Here is a 20,563-nt window from a genome sequence, read left to right as displayed (position 1 = left end):
GTAGATATCGGTGCCGACAATGCCGAGCAACAGACCGAGCACGACCATCGCCAGCGCCTTGACGATCGAACCGTGCGCAAGCGCGACCGACGAGACGAGGCCGACGACCATCAGCGAAAAATATTCGGCCGCGCCGAATTCCAGCGCGATCGAGGTCAGCGGCGGGGCGAAGATGGCAACGAGGAAGGTCGACACCGTGCCGGCGAAGAACGAACCGATCGCCGCGATCGCGAGTGCCGCGCCGGCGCGGCCGTTCCTGGCCATCTGATAGCCGTCGATCGCCGTGACGGCCGAGGACGATTCGCCGGGCATGTTGATGAGAATGGCTGTGGTCGAGCCGCCATATTGCGCACCGTAATAGATGCCGGCGAGCATGATGAGGGAGGAAACCGGGTCGCCGATCTGAAAGGTGATCGGCAAGAGCATGGCGATGGTCGCGGTGGCGCCAATCCCGGGCAGGACGCCGATCAGCGTGCCAAGAAGGACGCCGATCAAGCAGAATCCAAGGTTCGTCAGCGATGAAGCGGTCGAAAAGCCGAGCGCCAGATTGCCGAGGAGCTCCATGCTCATCTCCTCACAATGGCAGCCATGGGCCAAAGCGCCGGAACGGAAGGCCGAGCGCGTAGCTGAAGACGAGGAATGCAAACAGGGTCAGGCCGGTCGACAGCACGAACGCGGTCAGCGGTTTCATGCGGCCGCTGGCGAACGATGCGATCAGCGCCGTCAGGAAGATAGACGGAATGAAGCCGAGGCCGCGCACCGTCAGGCCGAAGAAGATCGGAGCGGGAAGGATGAACAGCGAGCCGCGCCACGCAATGTAGCCGATCGGATCGCCCTCGAATCGCATCGCCTGGACGAGGATGACGAGGCCAAGCAGGATCAGCACGATCGCCAGCACCAGCGGGAAATAGCCCGGCCCCATGCGGAAGGCGGTGCCGATTTCCAGGCCGAGCGACTGCAACGCGAAAAATGCGCCGAAAACGATGAACAGCGCAGCGCATATGCCGTTCGTCCTGTCGATTGCGAAAGCCTTCATGACATTCCTCCCAAGCTGCGGGCGCGCGACGATACCGAAGCGAAAACGGGGCGCCGGCGGCGCCCCGTTCAAAACTCAGTCGGCGTATTGGCCGGCGGCTTCGATGATCGGCTTCCAGCGCGCGATCTCGTTTTCCAGCTTGGCCTTCAGCGCGGCCGGCGTCGCGTCGGCCTGCGGCGACGGCCTGGTGCCGAGCTCGGCGAAGCGGGCGGCGACGTTCTCGTCCTTCAGCGCGACCTGCAGGGATTTCGACAGCCGTTCGGTGATCTCCGCCGGAGTGCCCTTGGGGGCATAAAGACCGTGCCAGATGCTGACCTGCACGTCGGGAAGGCCGGCTTCCGTCGTCGTCGGGACATCGGGCAGCACATCGAGGCGCTCCGGCGAGGTGACGGCGTAAGCCTTGATCGTGCCGCCCTGGATCTGCTTGGTGGTGTTGGTCGTCTGGTCGCACATGATGTCGACCTGGCCGCCGAGGAGATCGGTCATGGCCGGGCCGGTGCCCTTGTAGGGGACGGTGACCAGCGGCGTCTTGATAGCGCTCATGAACAGCATGCCGCAGAGATGCGAGGCAGCACCTATGCCGGCATTGGCTACGGTGACGCTATCCTTGTTGGCCTTGGCGTACTCGACCAATCCCTTCAAATCGGCCGGCTCGAGGTCCTTTCGGCCAACGATGGTCATTGGCACCTCGGTGACGAGGCCGACATATTCGAAGGCGTTCAGCGTGTCGTAGGCGAGCTTTCGGTAGAGTGTGGCACTGGTGGCCATGCCGATGTGATGGAGGAGCAGGGTGTAACCGTCCGGCTCGGCCTTCGCGACGCGGCCAGCGCCCAGCGTGCCACCGGCGCCGCCGACATTCTCGACGATGACCTGCTGGCCGAGATCCTTGGACATGGCTTCCGCGACAAGACGCGTGACCGTGTCGGTCGGGCCGCCGGCCGCAAACGGCACCACGACGGTGATGGTGCGTTCGGGATAGGTTTGCGCGCCTGCGGCGACCGGATAAAGCGTGACGGCCACGGCGGCAGCCAGAGCGGCGACAAATCTTCTCATCGTGATTTCCTCCCAGAGCTTAAATCTTCAACCGCTGCGCGGAGTTCTCCTCGACACCGGCTGCACGGGTACAACTAGGGCAGGCTAACAGATTGCAATCGTACTCAAATGGCAAAGTGCTGATATCCGCAACCGTTCTGGCTGGCGGCCCATGAGGCGCGGCCGGACCATCGGAGGAACGACTGTCCCGGCTGGATCGAGACACGCCAAGCGCGCGCCGTCTGTCTGGAAGATGATCCGCGCCGGCCTGGCCCTTGCTCGCGGCCGGTGATTTGCTAGGTGCTTTGCAGGTTTGAGCGAGGGCGACCCATGAACCATCACGACACAAGCGGCGTTCCGATTATCGAAACGACGCGCGCCATCCTGCGAGCGCACCGGCTGGAGGATTTCGACGCCTATGTCGCCATGTGGGCCGATCCGGTCGTCACCCGCTTCATCGGCGGCAGGCCGCGCACGCGGGAAGAGAGCTGGATGCGCTTCCTGCGTCACGCCGGGCTCTGGTCGCTGCTCGGCTACGGTTTCTGGGCGATCGAGGACAAGGCGACGGGCCGTTTCGTCGGTGAGGCCGGGTTTCACGACCTCAAGCGCGATATGGAGCCGCCGATAGAGGGCATTCCGGAGGCCGGGTGGGCGCTCGCTCCGGCCGCCCACGGCGCCGGCCTCGCCACCGAGATCGTCAGCCGCGTGCTTGGCTGGGGCGACGAGACCTTCGGACGTGGCAAAACCGTCTGCATCATCGACCCCGAAAACACCGCTTCCTTGAACGTGGCGACGAAGTGCGGCTACCGGGAGGTGGCGCGGACCATCTATCACGAAACCCCGAGCATCCTGCTGGAGCGGTTGGCCTGAGCACTCGCCAAGTGCCTAAAGCGCGCGGCGTCGAAACGGATTCATGCGCTGCGCTTAGCTTTCTTGTTTTACGTCGTTCTCCCAAAGCCGAGGTCCCTTTGGGCGGCATGCATTAGCGGTCGTTCCGCAAGGGCGTCGAAATGATCCGAGAACGCCGTCTGCTCCTGATAACCGCGCCGGGACTGGCATTATCCGTTTGCACCGCGGCTTCGCGAGCCGCTTCATCGAGCATCGAGGCATCCTCGCCGAAGGCGCGGGTGGCACGGGCCGCAGCCTCGAGCAGCGGCCGCCGCATGCGCCGCAGGAAGGCCGCGTCGACGCGTGTGCTCGGGCCGGCCAGGGTCAAGGCGCCGAGCAGAACCCGCCCAGGCCCGAACACCGGCGCCGAGACGCCCGCCGTCTGCGGGTCGCGGTCGCCGATGGCGAGGCAGTTGCAGGTCTTGCGGATGGTTTCGTACGGTTCGCCCGGCTGTCCGGAAAACGCCGCCAGCACACGCCCGCCGGAGCCCACCAGCAACGGCAGGACGTCACCCTCGCGGATCGTATAGCGGATAGGATGCTTGGACTCGACGCGATAGAGACAGGTGCGCACGTCTCCCGACCGGACATAGAACGCAACGCTTTCCCAGCTTAGCTCGCAGAGATCGCGCATGATCGGCAGCAGGATGTCGACCGCCACGACCGACCGCTGATAGAGCGCGCCGAGCCGGAAGCTGGCCGGCCCGATGCGGTAGCGTCCGTCGTCCAGGCGTTCGAGCAATTGTCCGCGCAAAAGCGAATTGGCCAGGCGCAGAATGGTGCTCTTATAGAGGCCGGTTCGGGCCGCGATCTCGGAAAGGCTGAGCGAGCGGTCCGCCGTGGTGAATGCATCGAGGATGGCAATGGCCCGGTCAAGCGCGGCAACACCGTCGGCTGACGCGCTCCGGAATTCGATGCCAGCTGGTTTGCCTGCCGAATTCATTGGTTCCCAGTCGAACAAAGGTCGAGCGGCGCGATTGTGTCGCGCAGCTCAAGCATTCTGTCCAGCAGAATATCGTTCCTGTTGACGGAACGCGGTAAAGTCTGCTTGAACTCAAGCACGGGTCTGGTTTCAGGCGCGTTTTTGGCGGGCACCGGAGGAGGTGTCGTGATTTGGAGGAATCCCATGCTGAACAGACGCAAATTTTTGATGAGCACCGCTGCCGCGGGGGCCGCCGGGCTGGTGGCGTCGCGTCTTTCTCCCGCTCTTGCCCAAGGCACGCCGCAGATACAGATTTTCGTGCCGGCGGCGCCCGGTGGCGGCTGGGACCAGACCGCGCGCACGATGGACCAGGTGCTGCGCAGCGAGAAGCTGATCTCCGGCTCGCAGATCACCAATGTCGGCGGCGCCGGCGGCACGGTCGGGCTGCCGCAATTCATCAGTCAATGGAACGGCAAGGGCAATTCGCTGATGGTTGGCGGCATGGTCATGGTCGGCGCCATCATCGCCAACAAGGCTGCCAATAATTTGACGCAGGTCACGCCGATCGCCCGGCTCACCGGCGAGTTCGAAGCGCTGGTGGTGCCGGCGGCCTCGCCGTTCAAGACGGCCGCCGACTTCGTCGCCGCGCTTAAAGAGGATCCGACGAAGGTTCCCGTCGCCGGCGGCTCGGCCGGCGGTTCGGACCATATCCTGTTCGGCCTGATCGCCAAGACGGCGGGCGTGCCGGCGACAAACCTGTCCTACGTGCCGTTCGCGGGCGGCGGCGAGGCGCTGTCAGCGCTGCTCGGCAACCAGGTGGCGGCGGGCATTTCCGGCTTTGGCGAGTTCTCCGAACAGGTCAAGGCAGGGGCGCTCAGGCTGCTCGCCATTTCCGCCGACAAGCGGCAGGAGGGCATCGATGCGCCAACGCTGAAGGAAGCCGGCATCGACGTCGAACTGTTCAACTGGCGCGGCGTCTTCGCACCCCCCGGCGTCTCCGATACCGATAAGGCGGCGATGATCACGCTGGTCGAGACCATGGCCAAGAGCGATGCCTGGGCCACGGAATGCAAGAACCGCAACTGGACGCCCATCCTGCTCACCGGCGACGACTATGCGAAGTTCCTTGCCGAGGATACGGCTCGCATCGAAGCCATCCTCAAGGATCTCGGGCTCGCCTGATTTCCCTGGGGCGGGTCCATGGTCCGCCCTTTTTCCTCCCGCCGTTCGCATGGGCATGCGATCCACCGGGGATGAAGATAGGATAAAAGCCGGCTGTGAGATGCCGGCTGTCTTGGGAGGACATTCATGAGCACCAGCGACCAGCAGGCTGCGTCCTCGCGCCTCGCCGTACCCGAACTGCTGATCGGCATCGGGCTTCTGGCCTGTGCCGGGGCGGTCGCCTGGCAGACCTTGGCGATCCCGGTGTCGCCGCTCTACTCCAAGGTCGGCCCGACCGTCTTTCCCTACCTCACCATGTTCGGCCTGGTGGTTCTTTCGCTCCTGCTCATCGTCGCCGCACTGCGCGGCGGCTGGCAGCCGGAGGAGGAAAAGGAGACGCCGACCGACTGGAAGGCGATGGGCTTCGTCGTCGTCGGCCTTGTCGCCAACCTGCTCCTGATCCAGCCGCTCGGCTTCACCGCGGCATCCGTCATCATGTTCGTTCTGGTCTGCTACGGCTTCGGCAGCCGGCATACGCTGCGCGATGCGCTCACTGGCCTCGTGCTGGCGCTGGCCGCCTATTTCGGCTTCGCCAGGGCGCTCGGCGTCAATATCGGCGCCGGTTTCATCGAGAACCAGCTGAATACGGTGATCGATGCGTTCACCAGCACGCTGAGGGGCTGACGCCATGGAAACGCTAGGCCATCTGGCACACGGTTTCGCCGTCGCCTTCACTCCGGTCAACCTTCTGTGGTGCCTGCTCGGCACCACGCTTGGCACCGCCATCGGCGTGCTGCCCGGCCTCGGACCGGCACTGACCATCGCGCTGCTTCTGCCGATCACCTACCAGGTTGCGCCGGAGGCCTCCTTCATCCTGTTTGCCGGCATCTATTACGGGGCCATGTATGGCGGCTCGACGACCTCGATCCTGCTCAACACGCCAGGCGAAAGCGCTACCATCGTCACCGCGCTGGAAGGCAACAAGATGGCCCGGTCCGGGCGCGGCGGCGCCGCACTTGCCACCTCGGCGATCGGCTCCTTCGTCGCCGGCACTCTCGGCACGCTGGGCGTCGCCTTCCTGGCGCCTATCGTGGTCAGGTTCGCGCTGGCCTTCGGCCCGGCCGAATATTTCTCGCTGATGGTGCTGGCCTTCATCACGGTTTCGGCGGTGCTCGGCTCGTCCTCGGTGCGCGGCTTGACCAGCCTGTTCGCCGGCTTTGTTATCGGCATGATCGGGGTCGACCTGCAGACCGGCCAGCCGCGCTTCACCTTCAGCATGACCGAACTGCTCGACGGCGTCGACGTCATCATCGCCGCCGTCGGCCTGTTCGCCGTCGGTGAGACGCTCTACATGGCCTCGCGCCGTTATGCCGGCAAGGACGAGATCGTGCCGCTGAAGGGCTCGCTCTACATGACGGCGGCCGAATGGAGGCGCTCGTGGAAGCCCTGGTTGCGCGGCGCCGCGATCGGCTTCCCGATCGGCGCCATGCCGGCCGGCGGCGCCGAGATCCCGACCTTCCTGTCCTATGCCATCGAAAAGAAGCTTTCGAAGCACAAGCAGGAATTCGGCACGGTTGGCGCCATCGAGGGCGTAGCCGGTCCGGAGGCCGCCAACAATGCCTCGGCCGCCGGCGTGCTGGTGCCGATGCTGACGCTCGGCCTGCCGACCTCGGCGACGGCGGCAATCATGCTTTCGGCCTTCCAGAGCTACGGCATCAATCCAGGCCCGCTGCTTCTGACGACACAAGGCAATCTGGTCTGGGGACTGATCGCCAGCCTGTTCATCGCCAATGTCATTCTCGTCATCCTCAATCTGCCGCTGATCGGGCTTTGGGTGCGGCTGCTGAAGATCCCGGCGCCGCAACTCTATGCCGGCATCCTGGTTTTCGCCACCGTCGGCACCTACGGCATTTCGCAGTCGCCGATCGACCTCGCCATCCTCTATCTCCTGGGTGCTGCCGGCTTCCTGATGCGGCGCTTCGATTTCCCGACCGCGCCCGTCATCATCGGCATGATCCTGGGACCGCTCGCCGAAACCCAGTTCCGCCGCGCCATGACGATCTCGAACGGCGACTGGTCGGTGTTCTACAAGCACCCGCTGTCGCTGACCCTGCTGACGCTGGCCTTCATCGGCCTGGTCGGGCCGCATATCTGGGCCTACATCGAACGCCGCCGATTGCGGGGGCCGGAGCATGTGCCGGGCGATGCCTGATCGATTTGAAGTGACATGACAGACCTGCTTTCCGGCATTCGCGTGCTCGACCTGACCAACGTCCTGGCCGGGCCCTATTGCGCCTACCAGCTGGCGCTGCTCGGCGCCGACGTGATCAAGGTCGAGGCGCCGCAAGGCGGCGACCTGGCGCGACAGCTCGGCGGTTCGCCGGAACTCAACCAGGCCGGCATGGGCGCTTCGTTCCTGGCGCAGAATGCCGGCAAACGCTCCGTCGTGCTCGATCTCAAGAAGGAAGCCGAGCGCGAACGCTTCCTCGACCTGGTCGCCAGCGCCGATGCGCTGGTGGAAAATTTCCGCCCCGGCGTCATGGGCCGGCTTGGCCTCGGCTACGAGGCGCTGAAGGCGGTCCGCCCCAGCCTTGTCTACTGCGCGATATCGGGCTTCGGCCAGACCGGGCCGATGCGTGACAATCCGGCCTATGACCAGATCATCCAGGGCCTTTCGGGCATTATGAGCATCACCGGCACGCCGGAGACGGCACCCTTGCGGGTGGGCTATCCCGTCGCCGACACGCTGGGCGGATTGGTCGGGGCCTTCGCCATCGTCTCGGCGCTGGTGAGGCAGAAGACGAGCGGCGAGGGTGCCTTCCTGGACGTATCGATGCTTGAATGCACATTGTCGGCGCTTGGCTGGCCGGTTTCCAACTATCTGACGGCCGGGGTCGATCCCAAGCCGATGGGCAATGAGAACATGACGGCGGCACCGTCGGGCGCCTTTCGCACCGGCGACGGTCTGCTCAACATCGCCGCCAACAAGCAGGAGCAGTTCATAACGCTTTGCCGGCTTATCGAACGGCCGGAGCTGGCGTCGGATCCACGCTTTGCCGAGCGCGAGACGCGCAAGCGGAACCGTGCGGCGCTGAAGATCGAGATCGAGGGGGCCCTGGCGAATGGCCCGGCGGCTGCGTGGGAAGAAAAACTGAACCGCGCCGGGGTGCCGGCGGGCAGGGTGCTGACGATCCCGCAAGTGCTGGCCGAACCGCAGGTGCTGGAGCGCCAGATGACCAGGGCTTTCGACGGCGTGGCTGACATGGAGAGACCGCTGACGGTTCTGCGCGGCGGCTTCATGGTCGATGGCACGGCTCCATTGCCGGCCTCCCCGCCACCGGCCCTGGGCGAGCACATGGACGAGGTTTTCGCCGGCCTGTCGCCGCGAGCGAAGACAAAGGCATTCACATGAACGAGCAAAAGACGATATGAGTGAGCAAAAGACGGGCCGCGAGCGTGCAGAGGAGTGGTGGCAGACCGGCATTATCGAAATGCGGCCGGGCGTCATCCGGCTGCGCGGCTATGAAATCCAGGACCTGATCGGCCGCGTCAGCTTCCCGGCTGTCATCTGGCTGATGCTGCGCGGCGAATTGCCCAGCGAGGAACAGGCCGCGCTGCTCGGCATTGCGCTGGGCGCCGCAGTCGACCACGGGCCGCAGGCGCCGTCGATCGCCATCGCCCGCATGGCGGCGACCTGCGGTGTCGGCATCAACAGCGCCATGGCTTCGGCCATCAACGTGCTTGGCGACGTCCATGGCGGCGCCGGCGAGCAGGCGCTTGCCTTCTATGGCGACATTGCCGCGGCGCTCGATGGCGGCACGACGCTGAAAGAGGCTGTCTCGGGACGGCTTGACCGGTTCTTCGCCGGGGAAAAGGGCTACGTGCCGGGGCTGGGCCATCGCTTCCATCCGGTCGACCCGCGCGCGCCGCGCCTGATGGAACTGACGCGGGAGTTTGCCGCGCGCGGCGTGATCAATGGCCGCTTCGCCGATATCGCCGAGGCGATCGAGGCGGAGGTCGCGCGACGCAAGGGCAAAAAGATACCGCTCAACATCGATGGCGCGACCGCCGTCATTTACGGCGAGCTCGGCTTTCCGCCACCGCTAACGCGGGGGCTTTTCGTGCTGTCGCGCTCGGTCGGCATCCTGGCGCATGCCTGGGAACAATCCCAGCAAGCCGAGCGGAACAAAGGTCCGCTGCCACGCGAATGGCTGTGGGCCTATGCCGGGACGCCAGTGCGACCGCTCCCCGAAGAGGACGGCGCCGGGGCGTGAGGCCTTTACGTAGGGCCGATTTGTGCCGGCTGGGGAAGCTTCAAGGTCCTTACCAGCGTCGAAAGTTCGGGTTCGTCGATGAGCATGGCCGCATCGGCCGGCGCCAGCCAGGCCCGTTGCCGCCGTTTGGCTTCCTGCCAGTCGGCAAGCTCTTGCGTTACTTCCAACAGATAGACGATGACATCGACGCGCACGAACCGGTTGGCCAGCCGCTTCCAATAGGAATAGGTGCCCGCTGGCTGCTTCAGGGTCTTGCCGAGCACGCCCGCTTCTTCCTGCGCCTCGATGGTGGCCGCCTTGCGTCCGCTCTTGCCTTTCATCGGCCAGCCCTTGGGTACGATGAAGCGCCTGGTGGTGCGCGAGGTGACCAGCATGACCTCGATGTCGCCGCGCTGGTCCAGCCGAAAAGGGATAGCCGCGACCTGGCGGATCGTCTCGCCCTTCTTGGCCTTGCGCACGGCCTTTTTCTTGGTGGCTGCCATTCGAAAATCCAGTCGGTGCAGTGCCCATACCGTGACGCGGTGTCGTTACAAAACCCAAACTGCGGCAGGGGGACCTGAACGCCCCTACCATGTAAGTCGGCTAAATAAAAGAGAAGCCCGCCTCAGCGGCAGGTGCTTACGGCGGTGTTGCCGATTATCTGCGTCTGGCAGTTCGGCCTGACCCGCGGCACGATGGGCGGGGGCTGTTGCACGATCACCCGGTCCTGAGCCCGATTCTGTTGCTGCTGCTGCTGAAACTGCTGCCGCTGGACACGGTTTTGCAAGGCCTGCAGATCGTTCTGCTGGATCAACGCGTTGTTGTCGACGGAGGGAATGAGCACCTGCGCGGAAGCAGGCAGACGGATGCCCGCCAGCGTCGCGGCTGCCAATGCCGCCGTCATGAAAACCGTTGATGGCCGAAGCGCCAACATCTGCTCATTCCCGCACAAACAAAGTTCACTCTACATATAGTGCGTTTGTCCCCTCGTGCCACGCCAGAGTGCCGATTAACAGGAAATCGCGTGATCGCGCCCCCTTCGCGGCGGAGGAGAATCTGCCCCGCCGCCCGCATCGCACTTGACGGAAGCGATCGATTCGCCGCTCTATCGGGCTGACGCTGGCCTCGAATTCCATGGCGTCAACGGCGTCGGCATGTCCGTCGGATGTAACGGCGCCTTCGAGGAAACGGTCAAACAGAACGCCGACAGTGCGTCCTTCAGGGTCAGCTTCCAGCTGGCTCAGGGATGGAGCCGGGCAAAAGGGGTCCTTATGAGGAAGCATGCGTATCTGCTGGCGATGCTGGGGGCTGCCTGCATCGCCGGTCTGCCGGCCGCGGCGGCGCAGACAAAAGGCGACAAAGCGGCGGCCGCGCCCGCCGCCAACCAGCCACAGTTGCCCGGCGGCGCATCGGCCCTGTCCGAAACCCATGGCGACTGGGCGGTCAACTGCCAGATATCGGGCGCGGCCAAGGCATGCAGCCTGTCACACCAGCAGTTCAACAAGCAAAGCAACCAGCGCCTGCTGGCGATAGAGCTGTCGAGCAAGACGGGCGAAGACGCGACCGGCACGCTCGCTTTGCCGTTCGGCCTGGCGCTCGCCAAGGGCGTCAGCCTGACGATCGACGACCAGAAGCTGGACGGCAGCCTGCAGTTCAACACTTGCCAGGCTGTCGGCTGCCTGGTGCCGGTGGCGTTCGATGCCAACGTCGTCCCCGTGCTCAAGGCGGGCACCACCTTGAAGGTCGATGCCTTCGCGGCGGATACGGGGCAAGCGGTTAGCTTCTCCATTCCGCTCAATGGCTTCGGCAGTGCGCTTGCACGGACCGCGGAGCTTCTTGCCGACTAACACGTTCAGCGTTCGATAGAATCGCCAGCCCGCGCTAAACCTTTGTTTTTGCGGAATTCCGACGATCCAGCTCGTCAAACCACGATCGTTTTCAGCCGTTCTGCGATCAGGGTGGCGAGCCGGGCCGCGACTTCGTCCTTGCTCATCTCGGGCCATTCCTCGACGCCGGCCTTCGAGACGATGCGAACACGGTTGCGGTCGCCGCCCATCACACCGGACGGACCGACGCCGCTGGTCTGCGACACGTCGTTGGCGACAATGAAGTCGGCGCCCTTCTTCCTCAGCTTGGCTTCGGCGTTGCGCAAAAGGTCCTGCGTCTCGGCGGCGAAGCCGACTACCAGCGTCGGCCGCCGCCTGTGATGCCCGACGCCCGCAAGGATGTCGGGGTTCTCGATCATGCGCAGCACCGGCGGGCCTTCGCCCGGCGCTTTCTTGATCTTCTCGCCGGCTGGGCTGTCGGTGCGCCAATCGGCGACGGCGGCGACGAATACCGCCGCATCGGCCGGTAGAAGCTGTTCCACGGCATCGCGCATTTCCTGCGCCCGCTCGACGTGGATGGTTTTCACCCCAGCCGGATCGGCGATGCTGACGGGACCGGAGACCAGCCTCACGTCGGCGCCGAGCCTGGCCAATGCCGCCGCTATGGCATGGCCCTGCTTGCCGGACGATCGGTTGGCGATGTAGCGAACGGGGTCGATCGGCTCGTGCGTCGGGCCTGACGTGACGATGATCTTCTTGCCGGCCAGCCGCTTGGGTCCGGTATCGAGCAGCGCCTCGATGGCGGCGACGATCTCCAGCGGCTCGGCCATGCGGCCTTCGCCAGCCTCGTTGCTCTCGGCCATCTCGCCTTTGGCGGGGCCAACAAAGGTGATGCCATCCTTGTGCAGCGCCGCACGATTGCGCCGCGTCGCCGGATGCGCCCACATTCTGGGGTTCATGGCCGGCGCCATCAGCACCGGCTTGTCGGTGGCCAGGAGCACGGTGGAGGCAAGATCATTGGCGTGGCCGTTGGCGAGCTTGGCCATCAGGTCGGCGGTGGCGGGCGCCACGACTAGCAGATCGGCCTCGCGCGATAGCCTGATATGGCCGACATCGTGCTCGTCATTGCGATCGAAGAGATCGGTAAAGACATGGTCTGCCGAGAGCGCACCGGCCGACAGCGTGGTGACGAATTCCCGCGCAGCCGACGTCATGACCACGCGCACCGCCGCACCCCTTTCACGCAGACGGCGGATCAGGTCGAGTGCCTTGTAGGCGGCGATGCCGCCGCCGATGATGAGCAGGATGCGCTTGCCGGAGAGGCTCATGGAGGACCAGAGATCATCAGCGAGTTTCTTCTGATCAAAATCTACTTTTTGCAGCTCCCGGCCGAATTCGAGGATCTCCTCCGCCGTAACGAAATCCTCGGCACCTTTGAAGGTGGGCGCCACTTCCTTGAGCAGCAGACTTCTTGCCTCCTGCTCCATCGACACACCATGACGGGCAGCCCGCTCGCGCAGTCTTTGTTTCAAATCCTCGTCGAGATTGCGAATGGTCAGGGTACCCATGGCTAACTTTGCCTGCCTGCCATTGGTTGAACCTTGGCCTCGTCCTTAAATGTCAGGCGTCCGCCATCGAAGCCTTTCGTGGTCGGAAGCCCAACTGATGCCGCGAGCACATCCCGCGCCTCCTGCTCCATGGAAACGCCGCGCGCGGCACCGCGTTCACGCAATCGCTGCATGACATGATCTTCCAGATTCCGGACAGTAATCCTGGCCATAGTCGCACTCCTGCGCACAATATAGCTATCCCGCCTTTCGACTGCAATGACAGCATCGCTGTCATTGCAGTCACTTAGAGCAGCTTCCAGGCTATATAGACCAGCGTCAGGGCTATCACCCAAAGCGCCACGCGGCCGGAGCGGTTGTAGCGCGCTTCGGCCTTGCCGATGGCACGGGCCGTCGCCTCGTCGAAGCGCAGGCCATGCTCGGCCATCAGGTCGATCTCGCGCGACAGCCGCTCGGTTCGCGCTGCCAACTCGGGGGCTTGGCGGATCAGCGTCAGCATCGCCTTGCCGCCGTCGCGGGCGTCGGCCAGCAGGCCGCTTGGTCCGAGATTTCCTGATATCCAGCCGCTGACCACGGGTTCGGCGGTCTTCCACATGTTGAAGGCCGGATCGAGCGTGCGCGCCACGCCCTCGACCACCACCATGGTTTTCTGCAGGAGGATCAGTTCGGGCCGCGTCGCCATGTCGAAGAGTTCGGTCACCTCGAACAGCAGCGTCAGAAGCTTGGCCATGGAAATGGTTTCGGCCGGCTGGCCATGGATCGGCTCGCCGATGGCGCGGATTGCCTGGGCGAAGGCCGCGACATTGTGCTGGCGCGGCACGTAGCCGGCCTCGAAATGAACCTCGGCGACGCGCAGATAGTCGCGCGTGATGAAGCCGTAGAGGATTTCGGCGAGGAACCGGCGCTCCTTCTTGCCGAGCCTGCCGGCAATGCCGAGATCGACCGCGACGATCGTGCCATCAGCCTCGACGAACAGGTTGCCCGGATGCATGTCGGCGTGAAAGAAGCCGTCGCGCAGCGTATGGCGCAAGAACGACTGGATGAGGTTGGCCGCGATTGCCCTCAGATCGTGTCCAGCGGCGGCGAGTCCGGCGATGTCGTTCATCTTGATGCCGTCGACCCATTCCATGGTCAGCACGTCGCGGCCGGTGCGCTCCCAGTCGACGGAAGGGACGCGAAAGCCCGGATCCTCCCTGGTGCTTTGACCAAGTTCCGAAAGCGCGGCCGCCTCGAGGCGCAGGTCCATCTCGATCTTGGTGGTCTGCGCCAGCGTCTCGGTCACCTCCACAGGCCGCAGCCGGCGTGAGGAGGGGATGTATTTCTCCTGCAGGCGGGCCGCGAGGAAATAGCTTTCGAGATCCTGGAAGAAGCGGCGGCGCACGCCCGGCCGGATCACCTTGACCGCTACCTTCCTGGCGACGCCGCCATCGACGGTTTCAGCGGCATGGACCTGGGCGATGGAGGCCGCGGCGACCGGGTCGCCGAACCGCGTGTAGAGGTCGCCGAGCTTGCGCCCGAGCGAGCCCTCGATGGCCGCCACCGCCTCGGCCGTCGGGAAGGTGTGCATCTTGTCCTGCAGCATGGCGAGATCGAGCGCCATGTCGTTGCCGACGACATCGGGTCGTGTCGCCAGAAACTGGCCAAGCTTGACATAGGACGGCCCGAGCCGGACCACCGCCTTGGCCAGCCGATCGCTGCGCTCATAGGCGAGCGCGCGGCGGCGGGTAAACAGCCGCGCCAGCCGCCAGCCCAATTTCGGCAGGCCGGACAGTTCCTCGCCGGGCAAAGCGGCGACGACGCCCTCGCGCACAAGCACCCAGCCGGCCCGCATGAGCCGAAATCCAGCGCTGACGGTGCTCATGCCCGGGCCTGCCTCAAAGTTTCCAGCCCGAATGAAGCGCGGCGATGCCGCCGGAATAGTTGCGGAACGAGACCCGATCGAAGCCCGCGCGGGTTATCATGGAAGCAAAATTCGCCTGGTTGGGGAATTTCGCGATCGACTCGACCAGATAGGAATAAGGCTCGCCGTCGCCGGTGACGGCCTTGCCGATCTTCGGAATGGCCTTGAACGACCAGGCCTCGTAGACCCTGTCGAGCAACGGCATCTCGACCTCGGAAAATTCCAGGCACAGCAACCGCCCGCCCGGCTTCAGCACGCGCAACGCTTCGCTGAGAGCGACGTCGATCCTGGGGACGTTGCGGATGCCGAAAGCGATGGTGTAGGCGTCGAAGGTGGCGTCCGCGAACGGCAGTTCCTCGGCATTGGCTTCGACGAAGTCGGTGTTGCCGGACATGCCTTTCTTTTGCGCCCTGTCGCGACCGACGGCGAGCATCGAGCCGTTGATGTCGAGCACGGTGGCATGAGCATGCCCATGGCTGGCATCGACGATGCGAAAGGCGATGTCGCCGGTGCCGCCGGCAACATCGAGCACGCGCCAGCCCGGCCGCTTCGGCGGATTGAGCCAGGTTACCATGGCATCCTTCCACAGCCGGTGCAGGCCGCCCGACATCAGGTCGTTCATCAGGTCGTAGCGGTTGGCGACCTTGTGGAAAACATCGTTGACCAGGGGCTGCTTGTCGCCTGCCCCTACACGCTTGAAACCATAGGAGGTTTCCATGCCGCCGGCGGCCGTGGTTCTCTCAACTGACATTTTTTTGATCCGTCATAAAACCGGCGGGACCATAGCCGATCGATGGTGCGGGCGCTATTGTTTAAGGCGCGGTGTTCGGCCGCGCTTCCAGGTGGCGGGTTTCGAGACCTGGACTGACCGACGGGATGTTTGAATGCCTTTGAAAGCGGAACTGCACTGCCACATCGAAGGGGCAGCGGCACCGGAACTCGTCATCCGACAGGCGCAGAAATACGGCAAGGACATCTCGCCCTATATCCAGAACGGCTCTTTCGTCTGGCACGATTTCACCTCTTTTCTCGCCGCCTATGATTTCGCCTCCGACCTGTTCCGGACCGAGGAAGACTATGCGCGGCTGGCTGACCATTATCTGACCAGCCTGGCTCGTGACGGCGCCATCTACTCAGAGGTCTTCACCTCGCCGGATCATGCCATGAAGGCGGGCCTGTCGCCCAAGGCCTATACTGACGCGCTCGGCGAAGGCATGGCCCGCGCCAAGGCCAAGACCGGCATCGAGGGCCGCATGATCGTCACCGGCGTGCGCCATGCCGGCGTCGAGTCCATCGAGCAGGCAGCGCGCTTTGCCGCGCGCTGCGGACATCCGCTGGTAACCGGCTTCGGTGTCGCCGGCGACGAGAGGGTCGGCGAGATGGAGGACTACGTCAGGGCATTCGAAATCGCCCGCGAGGCCGGGCTCGGCATTACCGTTCACGCAGGCGAACTGACGGGGTGGGAGACGGTCCAGGCGGCGCTCGATCACATCCGCCCGTCGCGCATCGGCCATGGCGCGCGCGCCATCGAAAACCCCGATCTTGTCCGGCGCATCGCCGATGAGGGCGTGGTGCTGGAATGCTGTCCCGGCTCCAATATTGCGTTGAAAGTGTTCGACAGTTTCGCCGCCCACCCGTTCCCCGCCCTGCTAGCGGCCGGCTGCAAGGTGACGCTCAACTCGGATGATCCGCCCTATTTCTGGACCTCGCTGAAACGCGAATACGACATTGCGGCCGAGTATTTCTCGATGAACGAGAAGGCGCTGGCGGCCGTTACCCGAACGGCCATCGAGGCCGCTTTCGTCGACAGGAAGACCAAGGCAACGCTGCTCAGCCGGCTGGATGCGAAGGCCAGGTGAATGAAGGCTGGGTGGACAGGGAGTGGCCAGCAGTGAGCAGTTTGGCGGAGCGCGCATCGGGACTCGCAAATCGGCTCACTATTCACTACTCACTATTGGCTACTCACCACGAACCACGTCGGAGCACATCATGAAGGGCGTCACCGTCGTCGACCACCCGCTTGTCCAGCACAAGCTGAGCATCATGCGCAAGAAGGAGACATCGACGGCCGGTTTCCGGCGGCTGCTGCGCGAGATCTCGCTGCTGCTCGGCTATGAGGTGACACGCAATCTCGAACTCACGACGACGACCATCGAAACGCCGATCGAAACGATGGAGGCGCCGACGCTGGAAGGCAAGAAGCTGGTCTTCGCCTCGGTGCTGCGCGCCGGCAATGGCTTGCTCGAAGGCCTGCTCGACCTGGTTCCGGCGGCCCGCGTCGCCCATATCGGCCTCTATCGCGACCATGAGACGCTGGAAGCAGTCGAATATTTCTTCAAGGCGCCGAGCGACCTCGCCGACCGGCTGGTCATCGTCGTCGATCCGATGCTGGCCACCGCCAATTCCGCCATCGCGGCGATCGACAAGCTGAAGGGGCGCGGCGCCACCAACATCCGCTTTCTGTGCCTGCTGGCGGCGCCCGAAGGCATCGAGCGCTTCACCAAGGCACATCCCGACGTTCCCGTCTTCACGGCTTCCATCGATCGCCAGCTCAACGAGAAGGGCTACATCATGCCCGGCCTCGGCGACGCCGGCGACCGCATGTACGGGACAAAGTGATTTACCGAAAGTTTACGCAACGGCGCGGTTTCGAGCGGCGTTAAAACGGCAAACACCATCCCGGCGTTAAGAATCGGCCTTCACGACAGCGCCGCGCGTCCTGTCGGACGCTGCGGCACTTTGATTTGCGCGTGATCCTTTCCGAAATCGATCCCGATTTTCGGGGTCATGCGCCGGGGGCCGATCCATGCTGCGCAAGCTACTTATCCTCAGCGTCTTTGCCGGTACATCGGCATCCATCCCGATTGTCTACCAGTCGAATCCGCAGATGTTCGAAAGCCTGCTGAAAACGGCGGTGACGGCCAAGCCAGCGGCCGACGCCCGTCCGGAGGTCGCCTTGGCAGCGGCTCCCGACAAGCCGGTGGCGCCGTTGCCGATGGGCCGCAAGGTTGTCGTCACGGCCGACGCGCGAGGGCATTTCTCGTCGGCCTTCAAACTGAACGGACGCCAGATCGACGGCATGATCGATACCGGAGCGACACTGGTCGCCGTCAACACCTCGACGGCGCGCAGGATCGGATTGTCGCTGAACCCGTCGGATTTCAGTCATGAGGTCAACACGGCCAACGGCACGATCAAGGCGGCGGTGGTGATGATCGACCGCTTGCAGATCGGCAGCATCACCGTCAACGATGTGCAGGCCATCGTGCTCGACGACAAGGCGCTGCACACCAATTTGATCGGCATGAGCTTTCTCAATCGGCTGGGCAAATATCAGGCCGAAAACGGCACGCTGCTTCTTGTCCAGTGAGCGGGCACGGCCGTTCGGGGTTGGGTCATATCAGCCACGCGGCAGGATGCGCCGGATGACCGACTTGTCGGCAGGCGGCTTGGAAGCGCCGATCGCATAGGCCGAAAGCACCGTTGCCGCCGCGGCTTCGGCGTCGGACACCGAGCGGGCATGGACCAGCGCCAGCGGCTCGCCAGCTCGAACCTCGGCGCCGACCGGCAACAGCCTGGTGATGCCGGCCGCCGGGTCGACCTTGTCGTCTGGCCGGGTGCGGCCGCCGCCCAGCCCGACCACGGCAAGGCCGATATCACGCGTGGCAATGCCGGTGACGAAGCCGTCCGCGATCGCTCTCACCGCGTGTTCCGTTGGCGCAACGGGCAAATATCGTTCCGGCTTGTCGATGAAATCGGCGGGGCCGCCGAGCACCGTCACCATGCGCGCGAAGGTGGCGGCGGCGCGGCCGCTGGCAAGCGTTTCGGTGGCCCGCCGCATGCCGTCCTGGTTGGACGGCACCAGACCCGCCGCCTGCAGCATTTCGGCGGCGAGCGCCAGCGTCACATCCTCCAGGCGCCGGTCGCGAAGGCGGCCGGTCAGGAAATCGACGGCGTTGCGCACCTCGACCGCATTGCCGGCGGCCGACGCCAGCGGTTCGTTCATGCCGGTGATCAACGCCGAAACTTTTAATCCGGCGCCGCTTGCGACTTCGACCAGGCTGTTGGCGAGCGCCGTCGCGTCGCGCGACTTCTCCATGAAGGCGCCATTGCCGACCTTGACGTCGAGCACCAGCGACCCCAGGCCTGCCGCCAGTTTCTTCGACAGGATCGAGGCGGTGATCAGCGGCACCGACTCCACGGTTCCGGTCACGTCACGGATGGCATAGAGCCGGCGGTCGGCCGGCGCGAGGTCCGCAGTCTGGCCGATGATGGCGCAACCCGCCTCTAGCACCGCCTTGCGAAACAGCGTGATGTCGGGCTGGCTGGCGTAGCCGGGGATGGAATCCATTTTATCCAGCGTGCCGCCGGTGTGGCCGAGGCCGCGGCCGGATATCATCGGCACATAAGCGCCGCAGGCAGCGACGATCGGCGCCAGCATCAGCGAGACGTTGTCGCCGACGCCGCCTGTCGAATGTTTGTCCGTGACCGGGCCGGGCAGGTCCGACCAGTCGAGCACGTCGCCGGAATCGCGCATGGCCAATGTCAACGCCACGGCCTCGTCGCGGCCCATGCCGTTGAAGAACACCGCCATGGCGAAAGCCGCGACCTGGCCATCGGTGACGGCGCCATCGGTTACGCCGGCGATGAAGTCGGCGATTTCGCGCGCCGGCAGTCTGTGGCCGTCGCGCTTGTGGCGGATGATTTCCTGCGGAAGCATCAGTTCTCCAACAGTCCGTCGCGGAACACACGCTTCAGGATCGTCGCCAGCCGCGCGCCGCCGACCGGGGCCATATCCTTGGTCTCCTGGTGCGAAAGCTCGGCTCCGGTCATGCCGGCGGCAAGATTGGTGATGATCGAGCAGGCGGCGACACGCAGGCCAAGGAAGCGGGCAAGGATGACTTCCGGCACGGTCGACATGCCGACCGCGTTGGCACCCATGATGCGCGCCATGCGGATCTCGGCCGGCGTTTCGAAGCACGGGCCGGAGAACCACATGTAGACGCCCTTGTGCAGCGCCGTGCCGGTCGCCTTTGCCGCCTGTTCGATCGCCTTGCGGATGCCGGCATCGTAGGCTTCGGTCAGGCCGACGAAACGGCGGTCGCTCGGCTCGCCGATCAGCGGGTTGGTGCCGGAGAAATTGATGTGGTCCGATATCAGCATCACCGAACCCGGCCCCATCTCCGGATCGACCGAGCCGGCGGCATTGGTGAGGATCAGCTTGGTGATGCCGGTGCCGGCAAGCACCTCCAGCACCGGCCGCATCGCCGCCGCGTTGCCGTGCTCGTAATAGTGGGCGCGGCCCGACAGCATCAGCACCGGCGTGCCGGCAAACAGCCCGACCACCACCTCTCCGGCATGCCCGGAAACGCCGCTTCTGGGAAAGCCGGGCAGATCGGCATAGGAGACACGGATCGGGTTCTCGACCTGGCTGACCAGCCCTCCCAGGCCAGAACCCAGCACCAGCGCCGTGGTCGGCGCCAGGCCGTCCAGCCGTTCGATCAGATGGTCGAGCGCTTCCTTCATTTCAGCATGTCGCCGCGAAAGCCGTAAGGCAGCATGTCGCCCATGGTCACGGTTTCGGCGACGCCCGCATTGTCGCAGAGATAGAGTTTCGTTTCCGGACGGCAGAATTCGGCCAGCCGCTGCCGGCAGCCGCCGCAAGGCGAGCATTTGGCCATGCGCTCGGCAAGGACGGCGATTTCCACGATCTTGCCGCCGCCGCCCATGATGTAATGGCCGAGCGCCGTCGTCTCGGCGCACCAGCCTTCGGGATAGGAAGCAACCTCGATGTTGGCGCCTGTGAAGACGCGCCCGTCCTCGGTGCGAAGTGCGGCACCGACCGGAAATTTCGAATAGGGGGCATAGGCCTTGGCCATGGCAGCCTTCGCCGCTTCGAACAATTCATGCGACATTTCGGTGTTCTCTCCGATGATCTTGTCCAAAAGCCGGCGCTTCTTTTGCGCCGAGCCGCGCC

Annotated in this window: 23 protein-coding genes; 10 read left to right on the top strand and 13 right to left on the bottom strand. The window is 64.6% G+C overall.

Annotated features, from left to right (window positions below):
- From FJ949_RS14385 to FJ949_RS14375, 3 genes are all read right to left on the bottom strand, one after another.
- Window positions 1-564: tripartite tricarboxylate transporter permease (locus FJ949_RS14385; RefSeq protein ID WP_181173142.1), on the bottom strand; the 564-nt coding region annotated here is incomplete at its 3' end.
- Between the two features lie 10 nt (window positions 565-574).
- Window positions 575-1,036 carry a tripartite tricarboxylate transporter TctB family protein gene (locus FJ949_RS14380; RefSeq protein WP_140496398.1) on the bottom strand — a complete coding sequence of 154 codons (462 nt, stop codon included), beginning with the start codon at window positions 1,034-1,036 and terminating at the stop codon, window positions 575-577.
- A gap of 75 nt (window positions 1,037-1,111) precedes the next feature.
- The gene (locus tag FJ949_RS14375; protein WP_140496395.1) at window positions 1,112-2,089 is read right to left on the bottom strand and encodes a tripartite tricarboxylate transporter substrate-binding protein; all 978 of its coding nucleotides are present in this window, start codon (window positions 2,087-2,089) and stop codon (window positions 1,112-1,114) included.
- A gap of 309 nt (window positions 2,090-2,398) precedes the next feature.
- On the opposite strand from FJ949_RS14375, the gene FJ949_RS14370 reads away from it, so the two are divergent.
- The gene (locus FJ949_RS14370; protein WP_140496393.1) at window positions 2,399-2,938 is read left to right on the top strand and encodes a GNAT family N-acetyltransferase; all 540 of its coding nucleotides are present in this window, start codon (window positions 2,399-2,401) and stop codon (window positions 2,936-2,938) included.
- A 112-nt stretch (window positions 2,939-3,050) separates the two neighbouring features.
- Here the strand turns inward: FJ949_RS14370 and FJ949_RS14365 are convergent, their stop codons facing one another.
- A complete protein-coding gene (locus FJ949_RS14365; RefSeq protein ID WP_224646445.1) occupies window positions 3,051-3,899 on the bottom strand; it encodes an IclR family transcriptional regulator in 849 nt (282 codons plus the stop codon).
- A 183-nt stretch (window positions 3,900-4,082) separates the two neighbouring features.
- On the opposite strand from FJ949_RS14365, the gene FJ949_RS14360 reads away from it, so the two are divergent.
- From FJ949_RS14360 to FJ949_RS14340, 5 genes are all read left to right on the top strand, one after another.
- Window positions 4,083-5,060, top strand: coding sequence for a tripartite tricarboxylate transporter substrate-binding protein (locus FJ949_RS14360; protein ID WP_140496391.1), 978 nt, complete (start codon window positions 4,083-4,085; stop codon window positions 5,058-5,060).
- Between the two features lie 126 nt (window positions 5,061-5,186).
- Window positions 5,187-5,723 (top strand): tripartite tricarboxylate transporter TctB family protein, encoded by a 537-nt coding sequence (locus FJ949_RS14355; RefSeq protein WP_140496389.1) that lies wholly within the window; start codon window positions 5,187-5,189, stop codon window positions 5,721-5,723.
- Window positions 5,724-5,727: 4 nt separating this feature from the next.
- A complete protein-coding gene (locus FJ949_RS14350) occupies window positions 5,728-7,251 on the top strand; it encodes a tripartite tricarboxylate transporter permease (RefSeq protein ID WP_140496387.1) in 1,524 nt (507 codons plus the stop codon).
- Between the two features lie 15 nt (window positions 7,252-7,266).
- On the top strand, window positions 7,267-8,451 hold the full coding sequence (locus tag FJ949_RS14345; protein ID WP_140496385.1) for a CoA transferase: 1,185 nt from the start codon (window positions 7,267-7,269) through the stop codon (window positions 8,449-8,451).
- Window positions 8,452-8,467: 16 nt separating this feature from the next.
- Window positions 8,468-9,313: a citryl-CoA lyase gene (locus FJ949_RS14340; protein ID WP_140496383.1), complete on the top strand. Its 846-nt coding sequence runs from the start codon at window positions 8,468-8,470 to the stop codon at window positions 9,311-9,313.
- Between the two features lie 5 nt (window positions 9,314-9,318).
- On the opposite strand, the gene FJ949_RS14335 is transcribed toward FJ949_RS14340, so the two are convergent.
- Window positions 9,319-9,795: an NUDIX hydrolase gene (locus FJ949_RS14335; protein WP_140496381.1), complete on the bottom strand. Its 477-nt coding sequence runs from the start codon at window positions 9,793-9,795 to the stop codon at window positions 9,319-9,321.
- Between the two features lie 122 nt (window positions 9,796-9,917).
- Entirely contained in the window at window positions 9,918-10,196 is a 279-nt protein-coding gene (locus FJ949_RS14330) for a hypothetical protein (protein ID WP_224646479.1), read from the bottom strand.
- A 367-nt stretch (window positions 10,197-10,563) separates the two neighbouring features.
- On the opposite strand from FJ949_RS14330, the gene FJ949_RS14325 reads away from it, so the two are divergent.
- Entirely contained in the window at window positions 10,564-11,139 is a 576-nt protein-coding gene (locus tag FJ949_RS14325; protein ID WP_140496377.1) for an invasion associated locus B family protein, read from the top strand.
- A gap of 74 nt (window positions 11,140-11,213) precedes the next feature.
- Here the strand turns inward: FJ949_RS14325 and coaBC are convergent, their stop codons facing one another.
- The 4 genes from coaBC to ubiE form a co-directional block, all read right to left on the bottom strand.
- Window positions 11,214-12,686: a bifunctional phosphopantothenoylcysteine decarboxylase/phosphopantothenate--cysteine ligase CoaBC gene (gene coaBC, locus FJ949_RS14320; protein WP_210242138.1), complete on the bottom strand. Its 1,473-nt coding sequence runs from the start codon at window positions 12,684-12,686 to the stop codon at window positions 11,214-11,216.
- 2 nt (window positions 12,687-12,688) lie between these two features.
- Complete coding sequence (locus FJ949_RS14315) at window positions 12,689-12,898, bottom strand: plasmid stabilization protein (RefSeq protein WP_140496375.1); 210 nt, start codon at window positions 12,896-12,898, stop codon at window positions 12,689-12,691.
- A 74-nt stretch (window positions 12,899-12,972) separates the two neighbouring features.
- Entirely contained in the window at window positions 12,973-14,547 is a 1,575-nt protein-coding gene (gene ubiB, locus FJ949_RS14310) for a 2-polyprenylphenol 6-hydroxylase (RefSeq protein WP_140496372.1), read from the bottom strand.
- Between the two features lie 13 nt (window positions 14,548-14,560).
- Window positions 14,561-15,337, bottom strand: coding sequence for a bifunctional demethylmenaquinone methyltransferase/2-methoxy-6-polyprenyl-1,4-benzoquinol methylase UbiE (gene ubiE, locus FJ949_RS14305; protein WP_140496370.1), 777 nt, complete (start codon window positions 15,335-15,337; stop codon window positions 14,561-14,563).
- A 133-nt stretch (window positions 15,338-15,470) separates the two neighbouring features.
- Here ubiE and FJ949_RS14300 point away from each other — a divergent pair, with 133 nt between their 5' ends.
- From FJ949_RS14300 to FJ949_RS14290, 3 genes are all read left to right on the top strand, one after another.
- Window positions 15,471-16,445: an adenosine deaminase gene (locus FJ949_RS14300; RefSeq protein WP_140496368.1), complete on the top strand. Its 975-nt coding sequence runs from the start codon at window positions 15,471-15,473 to the stop codon at window positions 16,443-16,445.
- A 130-nt stretch (window positions 16,446-16,575) separates the two neighbouring features.
- Window positions 16,576-17,205 (top strand): uracil phosphoribosyltransferase, encoded by a 630-nt coding sequence (gene upp, locus FJ949_RS14295; RefSeq protein ID WP_140496366.1) that lies wholly within the window; start codon window positions 16,576-16,578, stop codon window positions 17,203-17,205.
- Between the two features lie 187 nt (window positions 17,206-17,392).
- Entirely contained in the window at window positions 17,393-17,956 is a 564-nt protein-coding gene (locus FJ949_RS14290; protein WP_140496364.1) for a TIGR02281 family clan AA aspartic protease, read from the top strand.
- 30 nt (window positions 17,957-17,986) lie between these two features.
- On the opposite strand, the gene deoA is transcribed toward FJ949_RS14290, so the two are convergent.
- The 3 genes from deoA to cdd are packed head-to-tail and all read right to left on the bottom strand — an operon-like array spanning window position 17,987 to window position 20,501.
- Window positions 17,987-19,306, bottom strand: a complete 1,320-nt coding sequence (deoA, locus tag FJ949_RS14285) for a thymidine phosphorylase (RefSeq protein ID WP_140496362.1) — start codon at window positions 19,304-19,306, stop codon at window positions 17,987-17,989.
- The gene (locus FJ949_RS14280) at window positions 19,306-20,112 is read right to left on the bottom strand and encodes a purine-nucleoside phosphorylase (RefSeq protein ID WP_140496360.1); all 807 of its coding nucleotides are present in this window, start codon (window positions 20,110-20,112) and stop codon (window positions 19,306-19,308) included. Before FJ949_RS14280 ends, deoA begins: the two co-directional genes overlap by 1 nt.
- Window positions 20,109-20,501, bottom strand: coding sequence for a cytidine deaminase (cdd, locus tag FJ949_RS14275; protein ID WP_140496478.1), 393 nt, complete (start codon window positions 20,499-20,501; stop codon window positions 20,109-20,111). The genes FJ949_RS14280 and cdd overlap by 4 nt, the downstream gene beginning before the upstream one ends.
- Between the last annotated feature and the right edge of the window lie 62 nt (window positions 20,502-20,563).

This window comes from Mesorhizobium sp. B2-4-1, from assembly GCF_006442185.1.
Lineage (GTDB): Bacteria > Pseudomonadota > Alphaproteobacteria > Rhizobiales > Rhizobiaceae > Mesorhizobium.
Note: the sequence above shows the minus strand (reverse complement) of the source record. Positions and strands in the feature narration are given on the sequence as shown.

Coding starts and splice junctions, on each gene's coding strand:
- FJ949_RS14380 (WP_140496398.1), bottom strand. CDS start 1,036: ATGAAGGCTTTCGCAATCGACAGGACGAACGGCATATGCGCTGCGCTG.
- FJ949_RS14375 (WP_140496395.1), bottom strand. CDS start 2,089: ATGAGAAGATTTGTCGCCGCTCTGGCTGCCGCCGTGGCCGTCACGCTT.
- FJ949_RS14370 (WP_140496393.1), top strand. CDS start 2,399: ATGAACCATCACGACACAAGCGGCGTTCCGATTATCGAAACGACGCGC.
- FJ949_RS14365 (WP_224646445.1), bottom strand. CDS start 3,899: ATGAATTCGGCAGGCAAACCAGCTGGCATCGAATTCCGGAGCGCGTCA.
- FJ949_RS14360 (WP_140496391.1), top strand. CDS start 4,083: ATGCTGAACAGACGCAAATTTTTGATGAGCACCGCTGCCGCGGGGGCC.
- FJ949_RS14355 (WP_140496389.1), top strand. CDS start 5,187: ATGAGCACCAGCGACCAGCAGGCTGCGTCCTCGCGCCTCGCCGTACCC.
- FJ949_RS14350 (WP_140496387.1), top strand. CDS start 5,728: ATGGAAACGCTAGGCCATCTGGCACACGGTTTCGCCGTCGCCTTCACT.
- FJ949_RS14345 (WP_140496385.1), top strand. CDS start 7,267: ATGACAGACCTGCTTTCCGGCATTCGCGTGCTCGACCTGACCAACGTC.
- FJ949_RS14340 (WP_140496383.1), top strand. CDS start 8,468: ATGAGTGAGCAAAAGACGGGCCGCGAGCGTGCAGAGGAGTGGTGGCAG.
- FJ949_RS14335 (WP_140496381.1), bottom strand. CDS start 9,795: ATGGCAGCCACCAAGAAAAAGGCCGTGCGCAAGGCCAAGAAGGGCGAG.
- FJ949_RS14330 (WP_224646479.1), bottom strand. CDS start 10,196: ATGACGGCGGCATTGGCAGCCGCGACGCTGGCGGGCATCCGTCTGCCT.
- FJ949_RS14325 (WP_140496377.1), top strand. CDS start 10,564: ATGAGGAAGCATGCGTATCTGCTGGCGATGCTGGGGGCTGCCTGCATC.
- coaBC (WP_210242138.1), bottom strand. CDS start 12,686: ATGGGTACCCTGACCATTCGCAATCTCGACGAGGATTTGAAACAAAGA.
- FJ949_RS14315 (WP_140496375.1), bottom strand. CDS start 12,898: ATGGCCAGGATTACTGTCCGGAATCTGGAAGATCATGTCATGCAGCGA.
- ubiB (WP_140496372.1), bottom strand. CDS start 14,547: ATGAGCACCGTCAGCGCTGGATTTCGGCTCATGCGGGCCGGCTGGGTG.
- ubiE (WP_140496370.1), bottom strand. CDS start 15,337: ATGTCAGTTGAGAGAACCACGGCCGCCGGCGGCATGGAAACCTCCTAT.
- FJ949_RS14300 (WP_140496368.1), top strand. CDS start 15,471: ATGCCTTTGAAAGCGGAACTGCACTGCCACATCGAAGGGGCAGCGGCA.
- upp (WP_140496366.1), top strand. CDS start 16,576: ATGAAGGGCGTCACCGTCGTCGACCACCCGCTTGTCCAGCACAAGCTG.
- FJ949_RS14290 (WP_140496364.1), top strand. CDS start 17,393: ATGCTGCGCAAGCTACTTATCCTCAGCGTCTTTGCCGGTACATCGGCA.
- deoA (WP_140496362.1), bottom strand. CDS start 19,306: ATGCTTCCGCAGGAAATCATCCGCCACAAGCGCGACGGCCACAGACTG.
- FJ949_RS14280 (WP_140496360.1), bottom strand. CDS start 20,112: ATGAAGGAAGCGCTCGACCATCTGATCGAACGGCTGGACGGCCTGGCG.
- cdd (WP_140496478.1), bottom strand. CDS start 20,501: ATGTCGCATGAATTGTTCGAAGCGGCGAAGGCTGCCATGGCCAAGGCC.